The sequence below is a fragment of the Gelidibacter sp. genome (assembly GCF_035577925.1).
Lineage (GTDB): Bacteria > Bacteroidota > Bacteroidia > Flavobacteriales > Flavobacteriaceae > Gelidibacter.
In genome coordinates, this window is sequence record NZ_DATJCY010000023.1 from 1 (window position 1) to 4,849 (window position 4,849).

At 35.3% G+C, this 4,849-nt stretch carries 7 protein-coding genes; 3 read left to right on the plus strand and 4 right to left on the minus strand.

Features of this window, described 5'->3' with window-relative positions:
• The coding region (locus tag VNJ50_RS00560; protein WP_325578033.1) for a hypothetical protein at positions 1–623 on the minus strand (623 nt) is incomplete at its 3' end.
• A 102-nt stretch (positions 624–725) separates the two neighbouring features.
• Here VNJ50_RS00560 and VNJ50_RS00565 point away from each other — a divergent pair.
• Positions 726–2,048: an aspartate kinase gene (locus VNJ50_RS00565; protein WP_325578035.1), complete on the plus strand. Its 1,323-nt coding sequence runs from the start codon at positions 726–728 to the stop codon at positions 2,046–2,048.
• 115 nt (positions 2,049–2,163) lie between these two features.
• Here VNJ50_RS00565 and VNJ50_RS00570 read toward each other — a convergent pair whose 3' ends face one another.
• From VNJ50_RS00570 to VNJ50_RS00580, 3 genes are all read right to left on the minus strand, one after another.
• Positions 2,164–2,502 carry a hypothetical protein gene (locus VNJ50_RS00570; RefSeq protein ID WP_325578037.1) on the minus strand — a complete coding sequence of 113 codons (339 nt, stop codon included), beginning with the start codon at positions 2,500–2,502 and terminating at the stop codon, positions 2,164–2,166.
• A gap of 11 nt (positions 2,503–2,513) precedes the next feature.
• The gene (locus VNJ50_RS00575; RefSeq protein ID WP_325578039.1) at positions 2,514–2,864 is read right to left on the minus strand and encodes a hypothetical protein; all 351 of its coding nucleotides are present in this window, start codon (positions 2,862–2,864) and stop codon (positions 2,514–2,516) included.
• Positions 2,865–2,980: 116 nt separating this feature from the next.
• Positions 2,981–3,367: a hypothetical protein gene (locus VNJ50_RS00580; RefSeq protein ID WP_325578041.1), complete on the minus strand. Its 387-nt coding sequence runs from the start codon at positions 3,365–3,367 to the stop codon at positions 2,981–2,983.
• Positions 3,368–3,743: 376 nt separating this feature from the next.
• Here VNJ50_RS00580 and VNJ50_RS00585 point away from each other — a divergent pair, with 376 nt between their 5' ends.
• Both VNJ50_RS00585 and VNJ50_RS00590 read left to right on the plus strand, forming a co-directional pair.
• Entirely contained in the window at positions 3,744–4,415 is a 672-nt protein-coding gene (locus tag VNJ50_RS00585) for a succinate dehydrogenase cytochrome b subunit (RefSeq protein WP_325578043.1), read from the plus strand.
• A 12-nt stretch (positions 4,416–4,427) separates the two neighbouring features.
• The coding region (locus VNJ50_RS00590) for an FAD-binding protein (protein WP_325578045.1) at positions 4,428–4,849 on the plus strand (422 nt) is incomplete at its 3' end.

Here is a 4,849-nt window from a genome sequence, read left to right on the forward strand (position 1 = left end):
CGGTCAACCACATCGTCTTCTACCAAAATAGTAAATTCGTTGGTAGTAGAAACGACTTCATAAATAGCGATGCCTTCCCATGCCAAACGTTTAAATATTTGGTAATATAATCCGGTTACTTTTGAGTTGTCCGAAGGTAAACTGATGGTAATTGCTGATAATTCGGCTTTTTCTCCCAGTAAAATTTCATCCTTAAAACTATTCAGGACATTGTGTTTTTGAGATGTGGTAATGATGATATTACTTTCATAAATACCCAAGGTAAAAGCATAAAACACATTGGAATAATTATCCATGTGTTCTAAAATTTTGGATTGGCTTGTGCTCAAGGTTTTTGAGTTCTGAAAAGTGAAATCGGTCAAATTAGAACGCACCGTAATATCGCCCAAATTTTGAATAACCCGTTTTAGTTTTAATGAATTTCCAAAATCGATGGGCGGTTGGTATCGGCGCAAAGCCATCATCACGGCGCCTGATTTGACCGGTTTTTTGAGCATCTGACCAATAGGAATTACCCATTGTTCTGCCAGTGCCGAATAGTTGATAATCCCTCTGGACAAGGCTTCTTCTAAAAATGGCTGAGCCATCAATAATTCGCCAACACACGCTGAAATTGTTCTCATTTGTTAATTATATAACATTTTGTATAAAAATAGTCAAATATTTTAATTTTTATGGCAGAAAGAAAGCTTACTTCTATTTTCGCCCCATTAAAAACTAAAATTATGCTTGTTTTAAAATTTGGAGGAACATCAGTAGGGTCCATAGAAGCTATGACCAATGTCAAAAATATCATCAATGATGGCCAGCGCAAAGTGGTGGTATTATCTGCCATGTCCGGAACGACCAATGCGTTGATCACGATTGCCGATTGTATCAAGTTTAAGGAAATAGAAAATGCATTGGAGCAGATTTCGGAACTTCATGAAAAATACAAACATATCGTAAGTCAATTAATTCATCAGGAAGTGTTGAAAACAGAAGTAGAAACTTACGTGTCATCTGTTTTTGATACCCTTAAAGGAGCGGTGAATACTGGTTATTCTACATTGCTTTCCAACAAAATTATTGCGCAAGGCGAATTGCTTTCGACCTTCATTTTTAGCCGATTTTTAAAACAAGAAGGTCTTAATGTTTGTTTATTGCCCGCTTTGGAATTTATGCGAGTTGACAAATTCAATGAGCCGGACAATTTTTATATCCGTCAAAACTTTAACCGCATCATCAACGCACTTCCTGAGGCTGATATTTATATTACCCAAGGTTTTATCTGCTTGGATGCCGAGGGACATATCGCCAATTTACAACGTGGCGGAAGTGATTATACCGCTACCATTATTGGTGCCGCGCTAAAAGCCGAAGAAGTTCAGATTTGGACCGATATTGACGGTTTTCATAATAATGATCCGCGTTATGTACCAGAAACCCATGCCATTTCCAATCTTTGTTTTGACGAAGCTGCCGAGCTGGCTTACTTTGGGGCTAAAATATTGCATCCACAAACTGTGATGCCCGTGAGGGATTTGGATATTCCGGTACGATTAAAAAACACCTTATCACCATCCGACCATGGCACGTTGATTACCAATAAAGTCCATGGCGAAGGCATTAAAGCCATTGCCGCCAAAGATGGTATTACGGCCATTAAAATCAAATCAGCTAGAATGCTGTTGGCACATGGTTTTTTGAAAAAAGTTTTCGAGATTTTTGAAAAGCACGAAACGTCCATTGATATGATTACGACTTCGGAGATTGCCATATCCTTGACGATTGATGATACCAAACATCTTTCTGAAATTGTGGAAGAGCTGGAAAAATTTGCCTTGGTTGAAGTTGATGGTTTCCGAACTATTGTGTGCCTTGTAGGAAACCATATTGTTTACCATCCTGATACGCCAAAATTGTTCCAGATTTTACAAGACGTCAATGTACGGATGATTTCTTACGGCGGTAGCAGCAATAATATTTCTTTACTGATCAATACGAGCGACAAATTGGAAACTTTAAGAAAACTTAATAGATATGTGTTTGATTTGGTGCCGGCTTAGACAGATTTGGTTGAAGTTTTAATAGTAATAAAGGACTTTTTAAAAAAAACCTCACAGGTTTTTAAAACCTGTGAGGTTTGATGGTTTAAATAGCTTTTTATAACTTTTTGATTGATTACAATTTTTCAAATCCAACGTCAACAATCTTTTCACTGTCATGTTCATGGATATTTATTATTATACGTGTTCCAGTGAGGCACGTACATGCATCACATGTCATTTCACCTTTTTTTGATATATCTTTAAAACTGACGCCTAAAACAATAACCTCTAAATTTTCCAAATATTTTCTCAGTTCCAGAGCGGTTTTGTCGTTGCTATCATGTTGTCCTGTTTTCCATGGATCAGAACATCCTGTTTGATCATAATAATATAAATTTTGCTCAATATCGGTATCGTTACTTGAACAGCTTATTATTAATATGCCTAATAATATGATTACTACATTTTTCATTATTCTGCATTTTACTTGTTATAAAATTCTATTAATGCTGCATACTGTGGAAGTACGCAATTTGTTGTAAAAACATTTCCAAAATCCTTATAATCAATAATTTTAAAATATACATTATCTCCTATTTTTAATGTACTACCATACAATTCCCTATTAAACGATATTGTAGCTCCTTTTCCTAATTCACCATCTTCAGCTTTCTTAGTGATTTCAATAATATTTTGACAACCATCACCTCGATTAAGACTCGTCACTTTGCCAACATAATATAATGAACTTGACTCATCATCATTATGACATGCAGTTAGCATTGAAATTATAACTATAAAAGACACACAGATTTTTAAGATATTTGTTTTCATAATGCAATATTTTACTTGTTATAAAACTCTATTAATCCAGCATACTGTGGAAGTATGCAATTTGTTGTAAAAACATTTCCAAATCCTCATATTCAATGATTTTTAAGAGACATTCTTTACTGTTCTAACAAGTAAAATCCTATATAATCATTGGTCAAAAGCCCATGATCTCCTGTGAGACAGGAAGTAATTGTCCCTTTTACCATTATTTGAGAATCTATTTCACGGTTTATTTTATTGATTGGAAAGACCCTGATGTGTTTTATATTGTTTTGTCCAAAAACTTCGGGCAAGTAAGTTTCCGCATCAATTTCGTAGTATATTTTACTTCCCATATAAAAAGGCTCACCGTCCTTTACATGCTTTACTATTGCTGGGATGGTTTCAGTCAGTTCTTTGATAATTATGCGATCACCACAAGCGCTGTTCAATTGAACCTCATCTTTCTTGTCTGAGCAATTGATCAATAAAATTGCCAATAAAAAAATAGATAAATTTTTCATTTCAAATTAAATAGTTTATAGATTAGAAATCACTATCGTAAAATACCATTTTTTGTTTAATAAAGCAAGGTTGTTTTGCAAGTATCCCTATCTTGTATAAGCGTTTTCTATTTTGATATTTTTTGAATCGAATGAATTATTTCAAGATTTCTCTTTTTTATTTCAGTTTATAGGCGAAATCAAGAGCGAATATTTTAGTTGTGCATCGTTATATGTTGCTAAAAAAGTTTAAAACACTTCGGCATTTACCATCTTACAATCCTATCTTTTTCTCTTTCTAATTAAAATCATTCCAAATAAGTGTAACTTGATTCTAATTTTTGGGTTTCAAACGTTTGAACTGTATCTTTGCGATACAATAAACTAACTTCAAAAGATGAGCGGAATTTTAAATTCTTCAGTTGGAAGAAAGTTTGCCATGGCGCTTTCTGCATTCTTCCTCATGATTTTCCTAGTACAACATTTTGCAATCAATATCCTTTCGGTATTTAGTGCAGACACTTTTAACGAGGTTTCCCATTTTATGGGGACCAATTGGGTAGTGCAGTATATTGCGCAGCCTATTTTGCTTTTTGGTGTCTTATTCCACTTTATAATGGGTTTGGTACTGGAAATAAAAAACAAAGGTTCAAGATCCATTGGTTATGTCAAAAATAATGGCAACGCCAATTCGTCTTGGATGAGTAGGAACATGATTTACACCGGTGGTGTGATTTTCCTTTTCCTAGGCCTTCACTTTTACGATTTTTGGTTTCCAGAAATCAGTGTCAAATTTATTGATGGTGATATGTCCGGATTACTTCCAAATGGCGAATTCAGATATTATGACCATTTGCACCACAAATTTGTAGACGGTTGGCGCGTGGCCATTTACTGTCTTGCTTTTGTGTTTTTGGCATTACACTTATTGCACGGGTTTAGCTCTGCATTTCAATCGGTTGGTGCAAACAATAAATATACCAGAGGATTAAAAGGTTTTGGAAAAGCTTATGCGATACTTATCCCATTAGGTTTTATTTTTATCGCACTTTATCTTCATTTTAACTAAAAAACATCTAATATGGCTTTAGATTCTAAAATACCTAAAGGGCCACTTGCAGATAAGTGGACCAATTATAAAAACAATATTAACCTTGTGAATCCTGCGAACAAGCGTAACATTGATGTTATCGTTATTGGTACAGGATTGGCAGGAGGATCGGCAGCGGCTACCTTAGCCGAATTAGGCTATAACGTAAAAGCTTTCTGTTTTCAAGATTCGCCACGACGTGCACACTCTATTGCTGCACAAGGTGGTATCAATGCTGCAAAAAACTATCAAGGTGATGGTGACTCTACCTACCGCTTGTTTTATGACACGGTTAAAGGTGGCGATTACCGCTCACGTGAAGCCAACGTTTACCGTTTGGCAGAAGTATCAGCAAACATCATTGACCAATGTGTGGCGCAAGGTGTTCCTTTTGCACGTGAATATGGCGGATT